This is a genomic window from Streptomyces sp. NPDC002032 (assembly GCF_042890765.1).
Lineage (GTDB): Bacteria > Actinomycetota > Actinomycetes > Streptomycetales > Streptomycetaceae > Streptomyces.
In genome coordinates this window covers 1-19,742 of record NZ_JBIASM010000007.1, presented here as the reverse complement: position 1 = coordinate 19,742, position 19,742 = coordinate 1, and the positions used below count along the sequence as shown (strand labels likewise).

At 71.8% G+C, this 19,742-nt stretch carries 18 protein-coding genes; 8 read left to right on the top strand and 10 right to left on the bottom strand.

What is annotated here, in order from left to right:
* Positions 1-243: 243 nt before the first annotated feature.
* The 5 genes from lpdA (at position 244) to ACFYYT_RS17970 (ending at position 7,898) form a co-directional block, all read left to right on the top strand.
* Entirely contained in the window at positions 244-1,632 is a 1,389-nt protein-coding gene (gene lpdA / locus ACFYYT_RS17990) for a dihydrolipoyl dehydrogenase (protein WP_351831276.1), read from the top strand.
* Between the two features lie 57 nt (positions 1,633-1,689).
* Positions 1,690-3,465, top strand: coding sequence for a 2-oxoglutarate dehydrogenase, E2 component, dihydrolipoamide succinyltransferase (gene sucB, locus ACFYYT_RS17985; RefSeq protein WP_388608438.1), 1,776 nt, complete (start codon positions 1,690-1,692; stop codon positions 3,463-3,465).
* A 187-nt stretch (positions 3,466-3,652) separates the two neighbouring features.
* Positions 3,653-4,276 (top strand): GntR family transcriptional regulator, encoded by a 624-nt coding sequence (locus ACFYYT_RS17980; protein ID WP_351831605.1) that lies wholly within the window; start codon positions 3,653-3,655, stop codon positions 4,274-4,276.
* Positions 4,277-4,490: 214 nt separating this feature from the next.
* Entirely contained in the window at positions 4,491-7,175 is a 2,685-nt protein-coding gene (aceE, locus tag ACFYYT_RS17975) for a pyruvate dehydrogenase (acetyl-transferring), homodimeric type (protein WP_351831600.1), read from the top strand.
* 204 nt (positions 7,176-7,379) lie between these two features.
* A complete protein-coding gene (locus ACFYYT_RS17970) occupies positions 7,380-7,898 on the top strand; it encodes a DUF4240 domain-containing protein (protein ID WP_351828009.1) in 519 nt (172 codons plus the stop codon).
* Between the two features lie 12 nt (positions 7,899-7,910).
* On the opposite strand, the gene ACFYYT_RS17965 is transcribed toward ACFYYT_RS17970, so the two are convergent.
* Positions 7,911-8,681 carry an SDR family NAD(P)-dependent oxidoreductase gene (locus tag ACFYYT_RS17965; RefSeq protein WP_351828007.1) on the bottom strand — a complete coding sequence of 257 codons (771 nt, stop codon included), beginning with the start codon at positions 8,679-8,681 and terminating at the stop codon, positions 7,911-7,913.
* An 86-nt stretch (positions 8,682-8,767) separates the two neighbouring features.
* Here ACFYYT_RS17965 and ACFYYT_RS17960 point away from each other — a divergent pair, with 86 nt between their 5' ends.
* Positions 8,768-9,421, top strand: coding sequence for a TetR family transcriptional regulator (locus ACFYYT_RS17960; protein WP_351828004.1), 654 nt, complete (start codon positions 8,768-8,770; stop codon positions 9,419-9,421).
* Between the two features lie 39 nt (positions 9,422-9,460).
* On the opposite strand, the gene ACFYYT_RS17955 is transcribed toward ACFYYT_RS17960, so the two are convergent.
* Together ACFYYT_RS17955 and glnA are read right to left on the bottom strand one after the other, a co-directional pair.
* Positions 9,461-9,751: a hypothetical protein gene (locus ACFYYT_RS17955; RefSeq protein ID WP_351828002.1), complete on the bottom strand. Its 291-nt coding sequence runs from the start codon at positions 9,749-9,751 to the stop codon at positions 9,461-9,463.
* A gap of 161 nt (positions 9,752-9,912) precedes the next feature.
* The gene (glnA, locus tag ACFYYT_RS17950) at positions 9,913-11,322 is read right to left on the bottom strand and encodes a type I glutamate--ammonia ligase (RefSeq protein WP_351827999.1); all 1,410 of its coding nucleotides are present in this window, start codon (positions 11,320-11,322) and stop codon (positions 9,913-9,915) included.
* Positions 11,323-11,507: 185 nt separating this feature from the next.
* Here glnA and ACFYYT_RS17945 point away from each other — a divergent pair, with 185 nt between their 5' ends.
* On the top strand, positions 11,508-11,975 hold the full coding sequence (locus ACFYYT_RS17945; protein ID WP_351827996.1) for an RDD family protein: 468 nt from the start codon (positions 11,508-11,510) through the stop codon (positions 11,973-11,975).
* A gap of 138 nt (positions 11,976-12,113) precedes the next feature.
* Here ACFYYT_RS17945 and ACFYYT_RS17940 read toward each other — a convergent pair whose 3' ends face one another.
* From ACFYYT_RS17940 to ACFYYT_RS17920, 5 genes are all read right to left on the bottom strand, one after another.
* Positions 12,114-12,809, bottom strand: coding sequence for a DUF4191 domain-containing protein (locus ACFYYT_RS17940; protein ID WP_351827993.1), 696 nt, complete (start codon positions 12,807-12,809; stop codon positions 12,114-12,116).
* Between the two features lie 10 nt (positions 12,810-12,819).
* The gene (locus ACFYYT_RS17935; RefSeq protein WP_214937012.1) at positions 12,820-13,017 is read right to left on the bottom strand and encodes a hypothetical protein; all 198 of its coding nucleotides are present in this window, start codon (positions 13,015-13,017) and stop codon (positions 12,820-12,822) included.
* A 224-nt stretch (positions 13,018-13,241) separates the two neighbouring features.
* Positions 13,242-14,189, bottom strand: coding sequence for a lipoyl synthase (gene lipA, locus ACFYYT_RS17930; protein WP_351827991.1), 948 nt, complete (start codon positions 14,187-14,189; stop codon positions 13,242-13,244).
* Between the two features lie 111 nt (positions 14,190-14,300).
* A complete protein-coding gene (gene lipB, locus ACFYYT_RS17925; protein WP_351827989.1) occupies positions 14,301-15,098 on the bottom strand; it encodes a lipoyl(octanoyl) transferase LipB in 798 nt (265 codons plus the stop codon).
* 84 nt (positions 15,099-15,182) lie between these two features.
* The gene (locus tag ACFYYT_RS17920) at positions 15,183-15,470 is read right to left on the bottom strand and encodes a hypothetical protein (protein WP_351827986.1); all 288 of its coding nucleotides are present in this window, start codon (positions 15,468-15,470) and stop codon (positions 15,183-15,185) included.
* 172 nt (positions 15,471-15,642) lie between these two features.
* On the opposite strand from ACFYYT_RS17920, the gene ACFYYT_RS17915 reads away from it, so the two are divergent.
* Positions 15,643-17,079, top strand: a complete 1,437-nt coding sequence (locus ACFYYT_RS17915) for a regulator (protein WP_351827984.1) — start codon at positions 15,643-15,645, stop codon at positions 17,077-17,079.
* A 103-nt stretch (positions 17,080-17,182) separates the two neighbouring features.
* On the opposite strand, the gene ACFYYT_RS17910 is transcribed toward ACFYYT_RS17915, so the two are convergent.
* Together ACFYYT_RS17910 and ACFYYT_RS17905 are read right to left on the bottom strand one after the other, a co-directional pair.
* Entirely contained in the window at positions 17,183-18,469 is a 1,287-nt protein-coding gene (locus ACFYYT_RS17910) for an FAD-dependent oxidoreductase (RefSeq protein ID WP_351827982.1), read from the bottom strand.
* A 155-nt stretch (positions 18,470-18,624) separates the two neighbouring features.
* Positions 18,625-19,515, bottom strand: a complete 891-nt coding sequence (locus ACFYYT_RS17905) for a TIGR01777 family oxidoreductase (protein ID WP_351827980.1) — start codon at positions 19,513-19,515, stop codon at positions 18,625-18,627.
* Between the last annotated feature and the right edge of the window lie 227 nt (positions 19,516-19,742).

The window sequence follows — 19,742 nt, the reverse complement described above, 5'->3', positions numbered from 1 at the left end:
GCGTTCGCTCTGGACGAAACCTGGAGGATCAGTAGGTTCCTACGCCGTGGTAACCCGGACTTCGGGCAGAACCACCGTCCACACCCGGGGCCCGGCGTCCCGCGTTCCCCCGACAAATGCGAAGATGGGTTCTCGGCAGGACAGGGCCCCCACCACAGGGCCGAAGAAACAAGCGGCCGATTACCAGCCGCCGCCCCGGTCACAGAGGACCGGTGCCCGGCGCACATGCATGGAGGACGTGACGTGGCGAACGACGCCAGCACCGTTTTCGACCTAGTGATCCTCGGCGGTGGCAGTGGCGGTTACGCCGCGGCGCTCCGCGCATCCCAGCTGGGTCTCGACGTTGCGCTGATCGAGAAGAACAAGCTCGGCGGCACCTGCCTGCACAACGGCTGCATCCCCACGAAGGCTCTGCTCCACGCCGGCGAGGTCGCCGACCAGGCCCGCGAAGCCGGACAGTTCGGTGTCAAGACCTCTTTCGAGGGCATCGACATCGCCGGTGTGCACAAGTACAAGGACGAGGTCATCTCCGGCCTCTACAAGGGCCTCCAGGGTCTGGTCGCCTCCCGCAAGGTGACGTACATCGAGGGTGAGGGACGCCTGTCCTCCCCGACGTCCGTCGACGTCGACGGCCGGCGCGTCCAGGGCCGCCACGTCCTGCTGGCGACCGGCTCCGTGCCGAAGTCGCTGCCGGGCCTGGAGATCGACGGCAACCGCATCATCTCCTCGGACCACGCGCTGGTCCTGGACCGCGTGCCCGAGTCCGCGATCATCCTGGGCGGCGGCGTCATCGGCGTCGAGTTCGCCTCGGCGTGGAAGTCCTTCGGCACCGACGTCACGGTGATCGAGGGCCTCAAGCACCTCGTCCCGGTCGAGGACGAGAACAGCTCCAAGATCCTGGAGCGCGCCTTCCGCAAGCGCGGCATCAAGTTCAACCTCGGCACCTTCTTCGAGAAGGCGGAGTACACCGAGACCGGCGTCCGCGTCACGCTCGCGGACGGCAAGACCTTCGAGGCCGAGGTGCTGCTGGTCGCCATCGGCCGCGGCCCGGTCTCCCAGGGTCTGGGCTACGAGGAGCAGGGCGTCGCGATGGACCGCGGCTACGTCCTGGTCGACGAGTACATGCAGACCAACGTGCCGACCATCTCGGCCGTCGGTGACCTCGTCCCGACCCTCCAGCTCGCGCACGTCGGCTTCGCCGAGGGCATCCTGGTGGCGGAGCGTCTGGCCGGCCTGAAGGCCGTCCCGATCGACTACGACGGCGTCCCGCGCGTCACGTACTGCCACCCCGAGGTCGCCTCCGTCGGCATCACCGAGGCCAAGGCCAAGGAGCTGTACGGCGCGGACAAGGTCGTGGCCCTGAAGTACAACCTGGCGGGCAACGGCAAGAGCAAGATCCTCAAGACCGCGGGCGAGATCAAGCTCGTCCAGGTCAAGGACGGTGCCGTGGTCGGCGTCCACATGGTCGGTGACCGTATGGGCGAGCAGGTCGGCGAAGCCCAGCTGATCTACAACTGGGAAGCCCTGCCCGCCGAGGTCGCGCAGCTCATCCACGCGCACCCGACCCAGAACGAGGCTCTCGGCGAGGCCCACCTGGCCCTGGCCGGCAAGCCGCTTCACGCACACGACTAATCCACAGTCACGGGCGCGACGACCACTTCCGCACTTTCGTTAGGAGCAACAGAAACCATGTCGGTTTCCGTAACCCTTCCGGCGCTCGGTGAGAGCGTCACCGAGGGCACTGTCACCCGTTGGCTGAAGGCCGAGGGCGAGCGTGTCGAGGCCGACGAGCCGTTGCTCGAGGTCTCGACCGACAAGGTCGACACCGAGATCCCCTCCCCCGTCTCCGGCATCCTGGCCTCCATCAAGGTCGCCGAGGACGAGACCGTCGAGGTCGGCGCCGAGCTGGCCGTCATCGACGACGGCTCCGGCGACGCGGCCCCGGCCGCGGCTCCGGCCGCCGAGACGGTCGTCGCCGAGACCCCGGCGGCCCCGGCCGCCGAGGCCCCCGCGGCCCCGGCCGCCGCTCCGGCCGCGGAGGCGCCCGCCGCCGCCGCTCCGGCCGCCGCGTCCGGTACCGATGTCGTGCTCCCCGCGCTGGGCGAGTCCGTCACCGAGGGCACCGTCACCCGCTGGCTGAAGCAGGTCGGCGAGTCCGTCGAGGCCGACGAGCCGCTGCTGGAGGTCTCGACCGACAAGGTCGACACGGAGATCCCCGCCCCGGTCGCCGGCACCCTGCTGGAGATCCTGGTCGGCGAGGACGAGACCGCCGAGGTCGGTGCCCGGCTGGCCGTCATCGGCGTCGCGGGTGCGGCTCCGGCCGCCGCCCCGGCTCCGGCTGCCCCGGCTGCCGCTCCGGCGGCTCCCGCTGCCCCGGCGGCTCCGGCTCCGGCTGCCCCCGCTCCGGCCGCTCCGGCTCCGGCCGCCCCGGCCGCTGCTCCGGCTCCCGCCGCCCCGGCCCCCGTGGCCGCCGCGGCTCCGGTCGCCGCTCCGGCTCCGGTCGCCCCCGCCGCCCCCGCCGCCCCGGCTTCCGCCGGTGACGAGGGCGCGTACGTGACCCCGCTGGTGCGCAAGCTCGCCTCGGAGTCCGGCGTCAACCTGTCCACGGTCTCGGGCACCGGTGTCGGTGGCCGCATCCGCAAGCAGGACGTCCTGGCCGCCGCCGAGGCCGCCAAGGCCGCCGCCGCCCCGGCCGCCGCCGCTGCCGCTCCCGCCGCCAAGGCCCCGGCCGCCGCGGTCTCCGAGCTGCGCGGTCAGACCGTCAAGATGACCCGCATGCGCAAGGTCATCGGCGACAACATGATGAAGGCCCTGCACTCGCAGGCGCAGCTCAGCTCCGTGGTCGAGGTGGACATCACCAAGATCATGAAGCTGCGCGAGAAGGCCAAGGCCGGCTTCCTCGCCCGCGAGGGCGTCAAGCTGTCCCCGATGCCGTTCTTCGTCAAGGCCGCGGCCCAGGCGCTGAAGGCCCACGCGGTCGTCAACGCCCGGATCAACGAGGACGAGGGCACCATCACCTACTTCGACTCGGAGAACATCGGCATCGCCGTGGACTCTGAGAAGGGCCTGATGACCCCGGTCATCAAGGGTGCCGGTGACCTCAACCTGGCGGGCATCTCCAAGGCGACCGCCGACCTGGCCAACAAGGTCCGCAGCAACAAGATCACGCCGGACGAGCTGTCGGGCGCGACCTTCACCATCAGCAACACCGGCTCGCGCGGTGCGCTGTTCGACACGGTCATCGTGCCCCCGAACCAGGTCGCCATCCTGGGCATCGGCGCGACGGTCAAGCGCCCGGTGGTCATCGAGACCGCCGAGGGCACGAACATCGGCATCCGCGACATGACGTACCTGACCCTGTCCTACGACCACCGCCTGGTGGACGGCGCGGACGCGGCCCGGTACCTGGGCGCCGTCAAGGCGATCCTGGAAGCCGGCGAGTTCGAGGTCGAGCTCGGCCTGTAAGGCCCCCGCGCGCAGCCCCGGCTGCCGCTCGCGGCGCCCCCGCCCGGATCCGTCCGGGCGGGGGCGCCGTCGTTGTAACGAGCCTCACCCCGCGCCCCTGACCGGGAACGCATCGCAGCAGGCCACGACGGCCGTATTGTCTAGGCATCAGGCCGCGTGTGCCCCCACAGGAGTTGAAACGCCGATGATCACCCCACCCGTCGTGCACTCGCTGCGCGAGCAGATCCGCGAGCACATCGTGGAGGGGATCGTCAGCGGCCGCTGGAAGCCCGGCGAGCGGATCGTCGAGCGGCGGATCGCGGTCGAGCTGGAGGTCAGCCAGACGCCCGTACGGGAGGCCCTGCGGGAGCTGGAGACGCTGCGGCTGATCGAGTCGGCGCCGAACAAGGGCGTGCGCGTACGGAACCTCTCCGCCGCCGACCTGGAGGAGATCTACCCGGTCCGCGCGGGCCTGGAGCAGATTGCGGCCGAGCTGGCCGCCCCCCGCCTGGCGGCCGACTGCACGGCCCTGGAGCCGCACGTGGCGGCCCTGTGGGAGGCGGACCGCACCGAGGACGGCACGGCCCAGGTGCGGCACACCGTGGGCTTCCACCGCGAGCTGGTGCGGGCGGCCGGGAACAGCGTGCTGCTGCACACCTGGGAGAGCCTGGGCATCGAGGTGTTCACGGCCCTGTCCATCCGCTGGCTGGGCACGGTCCAGAAGTCCTACGCCGAGGAGCACGAGGCCCTCGTGGCGGCGTTCCGCGCCCAGGATCCGGACATCGGCGTGCTGGTCAAAAGGCATGTGCTGGGGTGCGCTCCGCGCGCCTGAGCAGCGAAAACGCTTCGGCACCGGGTGCCTGTATTCATGGCACCCGGTGCCGACTTTTGCGTGGGTGACATTTATTCGTCACTTTTATTTGATCGATCATCGATCAGCGCTTTACAGTCAACGCGGACCCCAACCGGGTCCTTCGACCCTGTCCTGCCCGTCAGGGTGTTTGATCACCACCTCCTCTCCTTTGTCCGGAAGGCGGCGCACACCGATGTCCGACCCCGTAGGAAAGCTTCCGAGCGAGCTCGACCAGCTCCCGGACCGCGACACCGAGGAGACCGCCGAATGGGCGGCCTCCCTCGACGCCGTCGCTCAGGCCGCCGGTACGCGCCGCGCCGAATACCTGCTCCGCCGCACGCTCCAGCACGCCGAGGCCGCCGGTCTCGCACTGCCGAAGCTGCTGGAGACGGATTACGTCAACACCATCCCCACCGCCGCGGAGCCGGAGTTCCCCGGCGACGAGGCGATGGAAGCCAGGATCACCGCCTGGAACCGCTGGAACGCGGCCGCCATGGTGACCCGCGGCTCCAAGTACGGCGTCGGCGGCCACATCGCCACCTTCGCCTCCGCCGCGTGGCTGTACGAGACCGGCTTCCAGCACTTCTTCCGCGGGAAGGAGGCCGACGGATCGGGCGACCAGCTCTACATCCAGGGCCACGCCTCCCCCGGCATCTACGCCCGCGCCTTCCTCGACGGCCGGATCTCCGAGCAGCAGCTCGACAACTTCCGCCAGGAGTCCGGCGGCAACGGCCTGCCGTCCTACCCGCACCCGCGGCGCCTGCCGTGGCTGTGGGAGTTCCCGACGGTCTCCATGGGCCTCGGCCCGCTCTCCGCGATCTACCAGGCGCGCTTCAACCGCTACCTGCAGAACCGGAGCATCAAGGACACCGCCAACTCGCACGTCTGGGCCTTCCTGGGCGACGGCGAGATGGACGAGCCCGAGTCGACCGCCGCCCTGGCCCTGGCCTCGCGCGAGCAGCTCGACAACCTGACCTTCGTCATCAACTGCAACCTGCAGCGCCTCGACGGTCCGGTCCGCGCGAACTTCCGCGTCGTGCAGGAGCTGGAAGCCCAGTTCCGCGGCGCCGGCTGGAACGTCATCAAGTCCCTGTGGGGCTCCGCCTGGGACGAGCTCTTCCAGCTCGACACCACGGGCGCCCTGGTACGCCGCCTGCGCGAGGTACCGGACGCGCAGTTCCAGACGTACGCGACCCGCGGCGTGGCCTACATCCGCCAGCACTTCTTCGGCGCCAACGCCGAGCTCGTGCAGCTGGCGGGCGTCCTGTCCGACGCGAAGATCGCCGAGTGCTTCCACAGCTCCCGCGGCGGCCACGAGCCCCGCAAGGTCTACGCCGCGTACAAGGCCGCCCTGGAGCACAAGGGCGCGCCGACGGTCATCCTCGCGCAGACCGTCAAGGGCTACACGCTGGGCGCCGGGTTCGAGTCGAAGAACGCGAACCACCAGATGAAGAAGCTGACGATCGACGAGTTCAAGGACATGCGCGACCTCCTTGGCCTGCCGATCCCGGACAGCGCCTTCGCCGACGGCCAGGTCCCGTACGGCCACCCGGGCGCGAACAGCCCCGAGGTCCAGTACCTGAACGAGCGCCGCGCGGCCCTCGGCGGCCCGGCCCCGGCCCGCAAGGTCAAGCACGTGGCCCTGCCGGCGCCCGCGGACCGTTCCTTCGCCCCGCTGCTCAAGGGCTCCGGCAAGCAGGAGATGGCCACCACCATGGCCTTCGTCCGGCTCGTCAAGGACCTGATGCGGGACAAGGAGACCGGCAAGCGCTGGGTGCCGATCGTCCCCGACGAGGCCCGCACCTTCGGTATGGAGTCCCTCTTCCCCTCGGCCGGCATCTACTCGCCGCTGGGCCAGACGTACGAGCCGGTCGACCGCGACCAGCTCATGTACTACAAGGAAGCCAAGGACGGCCAGATCCTCAACGAGGGGATCACCGAGGCCGGCGCCATGGCCGACTTCATCGCCGCCTGCACGTCGTACGCGACGCACGGCGAGCCGATGATCCCCTTCTACATCTTCTACTCGATGTTCGGCTGGCAGCGCACCGCCGACCAGATGTGGCAGCTCGCCGACCAGCTCGGCAAGGGCTTCATCGTCGGCGCCACCGCGGGCCGTACGACGCTGACCGGTGAGGGCCTCCAGCACGCGGACGGCCACTCGCACCTGATCGCGTCCACGAACCCGGCGTCGCTCAACTACGACCCGGCCTTCGCGTACGAGATCGCGGTGATCGTCAAGGACGGTCTGCGCCGCATGTACGGCGAGAAGCCGGAAGACGTCTTCTACTACCTGACGGTCTACAACGAGCCGAAGGTGCAGCCCGCGATGCCCGAGGGCGTCGAGGAAGGCATCCTCAAGGGTCTGTACCGCTTCAACACCGCGGCCGACCTGGCGGAGGCGGCCCCGGCCGCCGAGGCGCCGAAGATCCAGCTGATGGCCTCGGGTACGGCCATCCACTGGGTCCTGGAGGCGCAGAAGCTGCTCGCCGCCGACTGGAACGTGGCCGCCGACGTCTGGTCCGCCACCTCGTGGGGCGAGCTGCGCCGCGACGCCCTGGAGTGCGACGAGGCGCTGCTGCGCGGCGAACTGCGCACCCCGTACGTCACCCGTGCGCTGGAGGGCGTCACCAGCCCGGTGCTCGCCGTCTCCGACTGGATGCGTCAGGTCCCGGACCAGATCAGCCAGTGGGTCGAGCAGGACTGGACCTCGCTGGGTACGGACGGCTTCGGCCTCTCCGACACCCGTGAGGGCGCCCGTCGCCACTTCGGTGTCGACGCCCCGTCGATCGTGGTGGCCGCGCTGGCCCAGCTCGCCCGCCGCGGCGAGGTGCCGGCGTCCTCCGTCAAGGAGGCCCGCGAGCGCTACGGCCTGTAGGCCGCGACGCACCGTACGACCGCCGCGAGGCGGCCCGCCCAGGGGGGACGGGCCGCCTCGCGGCGTTTTCGGCCGCGGGGAGCGCCGGGCGCTGCGCGGCGGCCGGCCGCCGCGTCCGTATGGGGCCGACCGGGGGGCGGACACCGGCCTTTGGCCGTATGAGCGGTGGCGGCGCGGGGGCCGACCCGTGATGCTGGAGCGGTGATGGACGAGACGGAGTTCTGGGAGATCGTCGACCGTACCCGCGAGGCCGCCGAGGGCGACCCCGAGGAACACGCCGAGCTGCTCGTGGAGCGGCTGGCACAGCTCGACCCGGACTCCGTGCTGGACTTCGCCCGGCACTTCGAGTCGCGGTACAACCGGGCGTACACCTGGGACCTGTGGGGTGCGGCCTGGGTGCTGCTCGACGGGGCGAGCGACGACGCGTTCGACTACTTCCGGTGCTGGCTGATCGGCCAGGGCCGGGAGGTCTTCGAGGGCGGCGTCCACGACCCGGACCAGCTGGCGGAGCTGCTGGGGGAGTTCGACGAGGACCTCGACGGGGACGGCGAGGAGCTGGGGTACGCGGCCGACGAGGCGTACGAGCAGCTGACCGGCTCGGTGGCGCCGGACCTGGGCGTGCCGCTCCAGGCGGCGGAACCGGAGGGCGCTCCACTGGACTTCGAGGACGAAGCCGTGCTGGCGGAGCGCTTCCCCCGGCTGTGGGACCGCTTCAGGGCCTGAGGCCCGGGGCGGTCAGTAGTGCGTGCCGCCGTCGATGCGGATCTCGGTGCCGGTGATGAAGGAGCCGTCCTCGGAGCCGAGCATGGCGACGACGCCGGCCACGGCCTGGGGGCCGGCGAAGCCCTGGCCGAGGGCCGGGGCGAGCTTGGTGAAGAGCGACCAGTCGGTGTCCTCGGGCAGGCCCGGGCCGTTGCCGGTGGTCATGCCGGACTCGATGGAGCCGGGGGCGACGCAGACGAAGCGCAGGCCCTGCTTGCTGTACTCGGCGGCGAGCGCGTGGGTCATCGACTGGATGCCGCCCTTGCTGGCCGCGTAGGCGGACATGTAGGGGTGGGCGAAGCTCGCCGAGGTGGAGCTGAAGTTCACGACGACCGGCTGCTCGCCCGCGAGCAGGGCGGGGAGCGCCTCGCGGATCATCAGGAAGGTGCCGGTCAGGTTGACCGCGATGACCTTGTTCCAGAAGTCGAGCGTGGTCTGGTGGGTGTGCGCGGAGCGCAGGATGCCCGCCGCGTTGACCAGGACGTCAAGGCCGCCCAGGGCGTCGGCGGAGGCGGCGACGCCCTCCTTGACCGCGGCCTCGTCGGATATGTCCAGGAGGGCGGTGGTCAGCCGGGCGGCGTGCCCGTCGGCGGCGGCCCGCTCGGCCGTGGCCCCCAGGCCGGCTTCGTTGACGTCCACGGTGTGCACGCGGCCGCCCTCGGCGAGAATGCGGTGGACGGTGGCCTGGCCGATGCCGGACCCGCCGCCGGTGATGAGGACACGACGTCCTTCGTAACGGTTCATGCGGCGAGACTACCGAGTGCATGGCACGTTTTGCCAGCATGTCATCTTGTGCATTCCGTCTCCCTGCCGGACGGTAGGCTGCACCCGTGAGATCTCCCCGTCCGTACTCCCCCCAGAGCGGCCCCGGAACCCAGTCGCTGACGGAGCGCCGCAAGGCCGCCACCCAGCTCGACATCGCCCGCGCCGCCTGCGAACTCTTCGCTCAGCACGGCCCCGACGGCACCACCGCCGAGGACATCGCCCACCGCGCCGGGGTGGCCCTGCGCACCTTCTACCGCTACTTCCGCAACAAGCAGGAGGCCGTGGCCCCGCTGCTCGCGGGCGGCGGTGACGCCTGGCGCGCGCTGCTCGCCGAGGAGGACCCCGCCACCCCCCTCGCGGAGTCCCTGGAACGCGCGGTGACCCGCTCCCTGAGCGACTCCCCCTCCGTCGAGGAAGGGCTGGAGGTCACCCGCGGCCTGCTGCGCGCCGCGGCCGGCGACGAGGCCCTGCGGGCCGTCTGGTACCGGGTGAACCAGGAGTCCGAGGAACGCCTGGTCCCGGTGGTGGCCCGGCTGGCCGGACCGGAGGCGGACCCGATGTCCGTACGCCTGGTCGCGGCGGCGGCCACCGACGCGATCCGCGTGGCCCTGGAGGTCTGGTCCGCCGGGGACGCCCCGGTCACCGGCCCCGGCTCCCCCGCCGACCTCGCGGTGCGCTGCCTGCGCGAGCTCACCGCGGCGATGCCCCTGCTGCGCTGAGAACAGCGCGGCAGGGGCATCGCCCGGGATCCGGCAGGGTCAGCGCCAGCCTCCCCGGTCACCGTCGTGGTGCCAGCTGGAGTTGTGCCAGCCGCCCCAGTCGTTGTCGTTCCAGTTGCCGTGCCCGTTCCCGCAGTCGTCGTCGTTCCAGTTGCCGTGCCTGTTCCAGCTGCCGTTCCAGCTGTCGTCCGCCCAGCGGGAGTGGGAGTAGTCCGACCGGTGGTCCCAGCCACCGCCGTGGTCGTGCGCGGACGCACTGGTGAGCGGCAGCAGACCGAGGGTCAGACCTGCGGCCCCGGCGACGACGACTCCGATGATCCTACGGCGCATTTCCATGCACCTCCGAACATGTCTCGCTTACCCGGCTTATCCGGCGTTTAGGTCCTATCCACCGTCGCCCCGCCCGCCCGGGCTGTCAAAGGCAAAAGGCCCCCCACCGCTCTCCAGGAGAGCGGTGGGGGGCCTTTGATCAGGCACGATCCCCGATTTTTTTAGAGGTCGAAATACATCTCGAACTCGTGCGGGTGCGGACGCAGGGCGATCGGGGCGATCTCGTGCGTGCGCTTGTAGTCGATCCAGGTCTCGATGAGGTCGGGGGTGAAGACACCGCCGGCCAGGAGGTATTCGTGGTCCTCCTCCAGGGCCTTGAGGACGTCCTCAAGGCTGGTCGGGACCTGCGGGACGCTCGCGTGCTCGTCGGGCGAGAGCTCGTAGAGGTCCTTGTCGATCGGCTCCATCGGCTCGATCTTGTTCTTGACGCCGTCGAGGCCCGCGAGGAGCAGCGCCGCGAAGGCGAGGTACGGGTTCGAGGACGGGTCCGGCGCGCGGAACTCGACGCGCTTGGCCTTCGGGTTCGAGCCCGTGATCGGGATGCGCATCGCGGCGGAGCGGTTGCGCTGCGAGTACACCATGTTGACCGGCGCCTCGAAGCCCGGCACCAGGCGGTGGTAGGAATTCACCGTCGGGTTGGTGAAGGCCAGCAGCGACGGGGCGTGCTTGAGGATGCCGCCGATGTAGTAGCGGGCGGTGTCCGACAGGCCCGCGTAACCGGCCTCGTCGTAGAACAGCGGCTCGCCGTTCGCCCACAGCGACTGGTGCACGTGCATGCCCGAGCCGTTGTCACCGAAGATCGGCTTCGGCATGAAGGTCGCGGTCTTGCCGTTGCGCCAGGCGACGTTCTTCACGATGTACTTGAAGAGCATCAGGTCGTCGGCCGCGGCGAGCAGCGTGTTGAACTTGTAGTTGATCTCGGCCTGGCCGCCGGTGCCGACCTCGTGGTGCTGACGCTCGACCTGGAGGCCCTGGGCGTCCAGTTCGAGGGAGATCTCGGCGCGCAGGTCCGCGAAGTGGTCGACCGGGGCCACGGGGAAGTACCCGCCCTTGTAGCGCACCTTGTAACCACGGTTGTTCTCCTCGGAGCCCGTGTTCCAGGCGCCGGCCTCGGAGTCGATGTGGTAGAAGCTCTCGTTCGCGGTGGTCGCGAAGCGCACGCTGTCGAACACGTAGAACTCGGCCTCGGGGCCGAAGTACGCCGTGTCGGCGATGCCGGTGGAGGCCAGGTACGCCTCCGCCTTCTTCGCGATGTTGCGCGGGTCACGGCTGTAGGCCTCGCCCGTGATCGGGTCGTGGATGAAGAAGTTGATGTTGAGCGTCTTGTCCTTGCGGAACGGGTCCAGGCGCGCGGTGCTGATGTCGGCGCGCAGCGCCATGTCGGACTCGTGGATCGCCTGGAAGCCGCGGATCGAGGAGCCGTCGAAGGCCAGCTCCTCGTTCGGGTCGAACGCGCGCCCCGGGATGGTGAAGTGCTGCATCACACCAGGCAGGTCGCAGAAGCGGACGTCGACGAACTTGACGTCGTTCTCCTCGATGTACTGCTTCACTTCGTCGGCGTTCTGGAACATCCAACTCCTCCTACTCCCGGCCCCGGGGCAGGGCGGGTTTTTATAGCTCATGGTGCGCCAGTGCGGTGTCGCACGCTGACCCGACCATAAGCAGACGGGATTTCCCAAGCATGACCCATTTGTTTCGCACAAGTTAACCAGGGTCCCGTCCAAGGGCCGTCCAGGCCCACCGGTACCGTGGTGGAGTGGACAACAGGCAAGCAATCGGATCCTGGCTCAACGGGCCCCGCGCGGCCGCCGAGGACATGGGCGTCGACTTCGGCTATCCGGGGCAGCGGCTGGGCCTGCCCCGTTCGGGGCCCGGGTCGGTAGCCCGTTTCGGGCGCCGGCTGGGGGCCGTCGCGATCGACTGGATCGGCTGCCAGCTGATCGCATACGGACTGATCACGCACGGAAACATGGCCGCCGCGGGCAACTGGACGCTGGCCCTCTTCGTGGCCCTGGCCGTGCTGACCGTGGGCACCGTGGGATTCACCCCCGGCAAGCGGATCCTCGGCCTCCGGGTCATCGGGCAGGACGGCGGCCGTCTCGGCGTCGGCCGGGTCGTGGTCCGCACGCTGCTGCTGGCCCTGGTCATCCCGGCGCTGGTCTGGGACCGGGACGGGCGCGGGCTGCACGACCGGCTGGCCGGCGCGGTCCAGGTCCGGATCTGACCGATCCGGCGGGCCGCCGGCCCGTACGACGCGACGCGCACGCACGCGCGCGGACACCCACGCACACACAGGGGCGCCCCCGGCCGGATGGCTTCGGGGGCGCCCCTGTGTGGTGTATACGAAAAGCGGAAGAAAGGGTCAGCGCTTTCCGCCGCGCGGCATCCGCATGCCCTTGGGCATCGGGCCCTTCGGCACGGGCATGTTGCTCATGAGGTCGCCCATGGCCCGGAGCTTGTCGTTGACCTGCGTGATCTGCGGGCCGGTCAGGACGCGCGGCAGCTTCAGCAGCGTGGTGCGGACCTTCTTGAGGGGCACCTCGCCCTCGCCGGTGCCGACGATGAAGTCGTGGACCGGGATGTCGGGCATGATCCGGGCCAGCTTCTTCTTCTCGGCCGCGAGCAGCGTCTTGACCCGGTTCGGGTTGCCCTCCGCGATCAGGACCACGCCCGCCTTGCCGACCGCCCGGTGGACGATGTCCTGGCTGCGGTTCATCGCGACGGCCGGGGTGGTGGACCAGCCCCGTCCCACGTTGTCCAGTACGGCCGCGGCAGCGCCCGGCTGGCCCTCCATCTGCCCGAAGGCAGCCCGCTCGGCCCGTCGTCCGAAGACGATCGCCATCGCGAGGAACGCCACCAGGAAGCCCAGGATGCCCAGGTAGACCGGGTGGCCGATCAGGAAGCCGATCGCAAGAAAGACACCGAAGGTGACGATTCCCACGCCCGCGACGATCAGACCGACCTTCGGGTCGGCCTTGCGCGTCATCTTGTACGTCAGGGCGATCTGCTTCAGTCGCCCGGGGTTCGCAGCAGTCTCTGCGTTTGACTTCCTCGCCATAAACCGAAGTTTACGTGGCCTGCGGGGTCCGGGTCGCCGCGGCCTCGAGTACGTGCTCGGTTTCGACCCGGTCCTTGGCCCTGCGCCGGTCCTCCAGGACCGCCGTCCAGGCGTTGCGGCGGGCGCCGCTCATGAGCAGCGACTCGATCCCGCGGAAGGCGTCGGTGAAGGACGGGATGGCGATGGCGCGGACTGGCGCGGCCTGCATGATGTCGGACCCTCTCTCGGTGCTCACATCGATGGGGTGTGCGGTACGTGGCTCCAGCGTCACTCACTGGTGTTACCAGGGCGTGACCGGTCGGTCAAATGTGATTGACGTGTTGCAAAAACGGACGCGGCCCGCCGGGCTCGGTATGAAAAAGAGCCTAGGGGCCGCGTCAGCGCGGTGTTACCGGTTGGTAAGTATGTGTGCGGGACCTCACACGCGGGACCTCACACGGCCGCGCGCTTCTCCATCGCCTGGCCGTACAGCCGGCCCGCCCGGTAGGAGGAGCGGACCAGCGGTCCGGACATCACACCGGAGAAGCCGATCTCCTCGGCCTCCTTAGCCAGCTCGACGAACTCGGCCGGCTTCACCCAGCGCTCGACGGGGTGGTGCCGCGGCGAGGGGCGCAGGTACTGGGTGATCGTGATGAGCTCGCAGCCGGCCTCGTGCAGGTCCTTCAGGGCCTGCGTGACCTCTTCGCGCTCCTCGCCCATGCCGAGGATCAGGTTCGACTTGGTGACCAGGCCGTAGGCGCGGGCCTTGGTGATCACGTCGAGGGAGCGCTCGTAGCGGAAGCCGGGGCGGATCCGCTTGAAGATCCGGGGCACGGTCTCGACGTTGTGCGCGAAGACCTCGGGCCGGGAGGCGAAGACCTCCTCCAGCAGCTCCGGGACCGCGTTGAAGTCCGGGGCCAGCAGCTCGACCTTGGTGTGGCCGCCCTCGCGGGCCGCCGTCTGCTGGTGGATCTGGCGGACGGTCTCCGCGTACAGCCAGGCACCGCCGTCGGGCAGGTCGTCACGGGCGACGCCGGTGATCGTGGCGTAGTTCAGGTCCATCGTGACCACGGACTCGCCGACGCGGCGGGGCTCGTCGCGGTCCAGGGCCTCGGGCTTGCCCGTGTCGATCTGGCAGAAGTCACAGCGCCGGGTGCACTGGTCGCCACCGATGAGGAAGGTGGCCTCGCGGTCCTCCCAGCATTCGTAGATGTTCGGACAGCCCGCCTCCTGGCACACCGTGTGCAGTCCTTCGCCCTTCACCAGGGCCTGCATCTTGGTGTACTCGGGACCCATCTTCGCCCGGGTCTTGATCCACTCGGGCTTGCGCTCGATGGGCGTCTGGGCGTTACGGACCTCCAGGCGCAGCATCTTGCGTCCGTCGGGTGCGACTGCGGACACGACCGGCTCCCTGTGACTTCGATTCTTCGGCGCCCACCAGGGTACGCCCGTAATTCGTACGCTCTTACGTCCGGCCAACCAGGGGGCCGCCGGGTGCATTCCCCCGCGGCGTCAGCCGGCCGCGGGCTCGGTCTCCCGCGGCTTCAGGTCGGCGTGCTCCAGCACGTCCTTCAGGTGCCGCTCGATGACCGGCAGCACCTCGGCGATGGTGATCTCGCGGCCCAGTTCGTACGAGAGGGAGGTCACACCGGCGTCCCGGATCCCGCAGGGGATGATCCGGTCGAACCAGGTGCTGTCCGGGTTCACGTTGATCGCGAAGCCGTGCATCGTGACGCCCTTGGCGACGCGGATGCCGATGGCGGCGAGCTTGCGGTCCTCGCGGCGCTGGCCGGCGTTGGACGGGGCGTACTCGGGGCCATTGAGGCGGGCGTCGAACTCGTCGTCGCCGATCCGCGGGTCGAAGTCGAGGGAGAGGCCGCCCAGCGCGGGGCGCTCCTCGACCGGGTCGCCCAGCACCCAGACGCCGGACCGGCCCTCGATCCGGGTGGTCTCCAGGCCGAACTCGGCCGCCGTGCGGATCAGGGCGTCCTCCAGGCGCCGTACGTGGGCCACCACGTCGACGGGCCGGGGCAGCTTCATGATCGGGTAGCCGACCAGCTGGCCCGGGCCGTGCCAGGTGATCTTGCCGCCGCGGTCCACGTCGATGACCGGGGTGCCGTCCAGCGGGCGCTCGCTCGGGTCGGTGCGCCGGCCGGCGGTGTAGACCGGCGGGTGCTCCAGGAGCAGGCAGGTGTCCCCGGTCTCGTCGGCGAAGCGCGCGGCGTGGACGCGCCGCTGCTCTTCCCAGGCCTCGGTGTACTCGACGGATTCCGGCCCGAAGCCCAGATGGACAAACCGAAGCTCAGTCACCGCGGCGCCTCCTCGTTGAACCTGCTGTGTGCTGTGTGCACCCATCGCACCCCGCCAAGGGTACGGCGGCTCGCGCCGGCGCCCTCAGCCCCCCGTCGCCCCGGTCTGCGGGGGCGGCCCCGGCCGCTGCCTGGGGCGCCTGCGGCCCTTGGGCGGGCGGTCCGGGTCCTCGTCGGCCCTGGGCAGCCGGCGGTGGCCCTCGGAGTGGTCGTTGACCCAGCCGCAGACCCCGCACGCGTAGCGCCCGTCCAGCCCCGCGATGTAGGTGCCGCACCGGCGGCACTCCGCCTCCGTCAGTTCCGGGGCGGGGAGCGGAGCGGTGGACTCGGGGTACATGTCGGGGGCATGTGCCCCGTGGGGCGGGCGGGTCATGGGGCGCAGCGTACGCGGACGGAGGGGGGCGGTCCGTAAAGGGGCCTACCCATTCGGCACACGATCGGATGAATGTGGGGCAGAGAGGGCGGCTCAGGCGGAGTTGGCCGCTACATTCACGCCGTTCACAGGGCCGGGACTCCGGCCGTCACGTCAGGAAACCGTGGAGCCGATGACGGAACGACCTGCCCAGCGCGTCCCCAACCGGCAGCTCGCGGCGCTGATCGCGGAAGCCGGGTTCTCCAACGCCGGGCTCGCCCGCCGCGTCGACCAGCTGGGCCTGGAACACGGTCTGGACCTTCGCTACGACAAGACCTCCGTGACGCGCTGGCTGCGCGGCCAGCAGCCCCGCGGCACCACCCCGGCCCTGATCGCCGAGGTCTTCACCCGGCGCCTGGGGCGTCGGCTGTCGGCGCAGGACCTGGGCCTGGACGCGTGCGCGCCCGTGTACGCGGGACTGGAGTTCGCCGCCACCCCCGAGGAGGCCGTGGACATCGCGAGCGGGCTGTGGCGCAAGGACTCCGGCTCGCACGCCGAACTCCGCAAGATCGCCTTCACCCCCGCCGGACTGGTGGTGCCCAGCCGGGACTGGCTGATCGGGCGCGCCGACGAACGGGTGGGACGGGGCGCGGACCCCGCGAACCGGGTGCCGGCCCAGGGCCGCGCCTCGGTGCCCCGCCAGCGGCAGATCGACCGGGGGCCGGGCCAGCGCGTCACCAGCGGGGACATCGCGGCGCTGCGGTCGGTCGGCGACCTGTTCCGGACCCTGGACCACGCCTACGGCGGCGGCCACGCCCGGCAGGCCCTGGTGCGCTACCTGGAGCACGAGGCCGAGCCGATGCTCCGGGGCACCTACGGCGAGACCACCGGGCGCCGGCTGTTCTCCGCCGCCGCCGACCTGACCCGGCTCGCGGGCTGGACCTCGTACGACATCGCCGCGCACGGCCTGGCCCAGCGGTACTTCGTGCAGGCCCTGCGGCTCGCGCAGGCCGCCGGGGACCGGCCGTACGGGTCCTACGTGCTGGTCACGATGAGCCGGCAGGCCGTCTACCTCGGGCACGGCCGGGAGGCGGTCCAGCTGGCCCGGGTCGCCCAGCAGGGGGTGGGCTCGGGCCCGCCGCCGGTGGTGCAGGCGCTGCTGCACGCGGCCGAGGCGCGCGGGCACGCCGTGCTCGGCGAGGTGCGGGCGGCGACGGCCTCGCTGGTGCGGGCCGAGCGCTCGCTGGGCGCGGCCCGGCCGGGGGACGACGTACCGCACTGGGCGCGGGCCTTCGACGAGGCGCAGCTGGCGGACGAGTTCGGGCACTGCCACCGCGACCTCCAGCAGTACCGGGCCTCGGCGCAGCACGCGGAGCGCTCGCTCCAGCTGCGCGCGCCGGGGTACGCCCGTTCGCGGCTGTTCTGCCGGGTGGTGCTGGCGACGGCGCGGCTGGGGCTGGGCGAGCTGGACCAGGCGTGCGCGCTGGGGGCGGAGGCGGCGCAGCAGGCCGGGGAGATGCGGTCGGCGCGCGCGGTGGAGTACGTACGGGACTTCGAGCGGCGGCTGGAGCCCTACCGGGACGCCTCGGCGGTGCGGACGTACCGGGACCGGGTGGCCGCGCTGTCGTGAGCCGCGGCGGGGCCGGGCGGGGCGCGCCGGGGCTTGCCGGGGTTTGCCGGGGCGGCCTGAGCCCCCGGGACGGGGTCCCGGGGGCGGCGGGTCGGGCGGCGGGTCAGGCGGCGGCCGGGACGGGCGCTCCGTGGTGGGCCGGGAGCGGGATGCCGAAGTCGCGCAGCAGGGCGGTGGCGGCGCGGCGGGCGGAGTGCAGGGCGCCGTCGACGGTGTTGGAGTCGCGGTGGTCCCCGCAGACGTAGAGCCCGGCCAGGACCCGGACCGGGCGCCGCAGGTCGTGCGGCGGGGGCATCGCCGGGACGGCCTCCGGGGTGTGGTGGACGGCCAGGAGCTCCCAGTCCCGGGTGGAGGTGTCGTAGAGCCGGGCCAGCCGGGAGGCGACCGTCCGGGCGGGCGGGGGCGGGCCGTGCACGGTGGTGGTGACCAGGCCGCGGCCGGCCGGGGCCCGGCTGGGGTCGACCGCGCTCATCACGGTGGTGTGGGCGAGCGGCCAGGTGGGGTCCGCGTCCAGGAGCAGCGAGCCGTCCCAGGGCAGCGGGGCGGGGGTCGCGTGGTGGATGACGGTGACCTCGTGGAAGGCGGGCACCCGCAGTCCGGGCAGCAGCTCGGCCGCGGCCCGGGCGCCGGTGGCGAGGAGGACGGAGCGGCAGGCGAAGTCGCCGTGCTCCTCGGTGGTGACGAGGTTGGTGGCCACGGACCGGACGCGGACCCCGGTGCGGACGGTGCCGGGTGGCAGGGCGGCGGCGAGCAGGCCGGGCAGGGTGGCCGCGCCGCCCTCCGGCACGGCGAGCCGGCCCCGGGCGAAGGTGCGCAGGGCCAGGTCGGCGACACGGCTGGAGGTGGTGAGCTCCGGGTCGCGCAGGAGCGTGGCGAGCAGGGGCCGCAGGACCCCGTTGACGGTGCGCGGTGGCAGGCCGCGGGAGCGCAGGGCGGCCAGGGCGGTGCGCTCGGGCCGGGCGAGGAGCCGCTCCACCGGCAGGGCGGCGAGCCGGCCCAGGGCCGCGCTGAGGCGGGCCTGGTCCAGCGAGCCGCTGGCCAGGGCGCGGGCGGGGGTCAGGGCCCCGGCCCGCGCCTGCTTGCCGTCGGCGCCGTGCACCAGGACCCCGGGGGCGAAGGGGCGCAGGACCAGCGCCTCCAGGCCGGGGGTGCGGGCCGGTTCGGTGTACGTGGTGCTGAGGAGCTGGCCGATCCGGTCGAGCCGGAAACCGTCGGCCGAGTCGGTGGCCATCCGGCCTCCGGGATCGTCGGCGCCCTCCAGGACGCTGACCGTGACCCCCGCCGCGATCAGGTGGTGTGCGGCCGCGAGTCCTGAGACTCCGGCTCCTACGATGACGACGTCCGCATGGTGTGCGGCATGGTGTGCGGCTCGGTGTGCGCTGCTGAGCACGTGCCCCTCCCCGAGGTCGGCGCGGCTGTGTGGGGACCTCCTTCCCCCAACGGGCTCCAGGAGAACCCGAGTCCGGCCGGGTATTGCGAACAACTCCGGTCGCACGACGGTCGCATCCGGGTCACGAACGGTCGCACGTGATCGGTCGGTGCGCCCTACGGCAGCGCCGCCCTGATGGACTCCTCGATGCCGGGGTAGCGGAAGGCGAAGCCGGACTCCAACAGGCGGGCGGGCAGCACGCGCTGACTGCCCAGCACGTCCCCGGCGAACTCGCCGAGGGCCAGGCGCATGGCGGGCGCGGGGACGGCGCACACCGTCGGGCGGTGCAGGACGCGGCCCATGGCGGCGGTGACCTCACGGTTGGTCAGGGGCTCGGGGGCGGTGAGGTTCACGGGGCCGGTGAGGGAGGGGGTGTCGATGATGTGCCGGAGGGCGGCGACCTCGTCGTGCAGGGAGATGTACGACCAGTACTGGCGGCCGTTGCCGAGCCGGCCGCCGAGGCCCGCGCGGAAGATCGGGAACAGCTTGCCCCAGGCCCCGCCGTCGGCCGCGACCACCAGCCCGGTGCGGGCGGAGACGGTCCGGATCCCGGCGGCCCGGGCGGGGGCGGCGGCCGCCTCCCAGTCCACGCAGACGGAGGGCAGGAAGCCGCGGCCCGCCGGGGCGGACTCGTCGACGGGGCGGTCGCCGGTGTCCCCGTAGTAGCCGATGGCGGAGCCGCAGACCAGCACCGCGGGCGGCACGTCGAGGGCGGCCACGGCCCGGGCGACGGCGGCCGTGCCGAGGATCCGGCTGTCGCGGATCTCCTTCTTGTACGCGGCCGTCCAGCGGTGGTCGCCCACGCCGGCCCCGGCCAGGTGCACGACGGCGTCGCAGCCTTCGAGCCCGGCGGGGTCGAGGTACCCGGCGCGCGGGTCCCAGCGCGCCTCGTCGGGGGCGGCGGGCTCGCGGCGGACGAAGCGGACGGTGGTGTGGCCGTCGGCGTGGAGGGAGCGTACGAGGGCCTTGCCGATGAGTCCGGAGGATCCGGTGAGGGCGATACGCATCCCCCCAGTCTGCCGCTGCCCTGGCCGGGCGGCTCGGAACGCGGCCGGGGCGGGGGCGAGGCGGGGGCCGGGGCGGGGCGGGGGTGGGGCGGGGGTGGGGCGGGGACGGGGTGGGGCGGGGGGCGGGGGGGGGGGGCGGGGGCCGCCCCCCCCCCCCATTACCGCGCCCCCCCCCGGGGCGCGGCCCCGCGCCCCCGCCCCCCCCCCAACACACCAAAAAAAAGAAC

Bases quoted from the DNA above. Each gene is read 5' to 3' on its own strand.
- ACFYYT_RS17940 (WP_351827993.1), bottom strand. From the start codon at position 12,809: ATGGCGAGGAAGTCAAACGCAGAGACTGCTGCGAACCCCGGGCGACTG.
- glnA (WP_351827999.1), bottom strand. From the start codon at position 11,322: ATGTTCCAGAACGCCGACGAAGTGAAGCAGTACATCGAGGAGAACGAC.
- sucB (WP_388608438.1), top strand. From the start codon at position 1,690: ATGTCGGTTTCCGTAACCCTTCCGGCGCTCGGTGAGAGCGTCACCGAG.
- ACFYYT_RS17935 (WP_214937012.1), bottom strand. From the start codon at position 13,017: ATGCAGGCCGCGCCAGTCCGCGCCATCGCCATCCCGTCCTTCACCGAC.
- ACFYYT_RS17965 (WP_351828007.1), bottom strand. From the start codon at position 8,681: ATGAACCGTTACGAAGGACGTCGTGTCCTCATCACCGGCGGCGGGTCC.
- ACFYYT_RS17920 (WP_351827986.1), bottom strand. From the start codon at position 15,470: ATGACCCGCCCGCCCCACGGGGCACATGCCCCCGACATGTACCCCGAG.
- ACFYYT_RS17955 (WP_351828002.1), bottom strand. From the start codon at position 9,751: ATGCGCCGTAGGATCATCGGAGTCGTCGTCGCCGGGGCCGCAGGTCTG.
- ACFYYT_RS17970 (WP_351828009.1), top strand. From the start codon at position 7,380: ATGGACGAGACGGAGTTCTGGGAGATCGTCGACCGTACCCGCGAGGCC.
- aceE (WP_351831600.1), top strand. From the start codon at position 4,491: ATGTCCGACCCCGTAGGAAAGCTTCCGAGCGAGCTCGACCAGCTCCCG.
- ACFYYT_RS17905 (WP_351827980.1), bottom strand. From the start codon at position 19,515: ATGCGTATCGCCCTCACCGGATCCTCCGGACTCATCGGCAAGGCCCTC.
- ACFYYT_RS17915 (WP_351827984.1), top strand. From the start codon at position 15,643: ATGACGGAACGACCTGCCCAGCGCGTCCCCAACCGGCAGCTCGCGGCG.